Annotated in this window: 1 protein-coding gene; it reads left to right on the top strand. The window is 50.0% G+C overall.

The genetic code is table 11. The features are described from left to right. On the top strand, positions 1-300 hold a 300-nt coding region (locus FLQ44_RS22645; RefSeq protein WP_170253071.1), incomplete at both ends, for a DEAD/DEAH box helicase.

Here is a 300-nt window from a genome sequence, read left to right as displayed (position 1 = left end):
CGATTCTTGTTGCAACTTACGACAGCGCCGCCATTCATGCAGAAACTTTGGGCAACCGCTACGCCCTGATTGTGTTTGATGAGTGTCATCACTTGCCCACCGACTTCAACCGCGTGATTGCAGAGTATGCGATCGCCCCCTACCGGCTGGGATTGACTGCAACCCCAGAGCGCACAGATGGGAAGCATTCCGATTTAAATACTTTAATCGGCCCAGAAATTTATCGCAAGACGGCAGAAGGACTTGCCGGCGGCGCACTTGCTAACCATGAAATTGTACAGATTAAAGTCAAACTTTCTA

Source organism: Vogesella mureinivorans (assembly GCF_007644035.1).
Classification (GTDB): Bacteria; Pseudomonadota; Gammaproteobacteria; order Burkholderiales; family Chromobacteriaceae; genus Vogesella; species Vogesella mureinivorans.
This window is presented reverse-complemented; position numbering and strand designations above follow the sequence as displayed.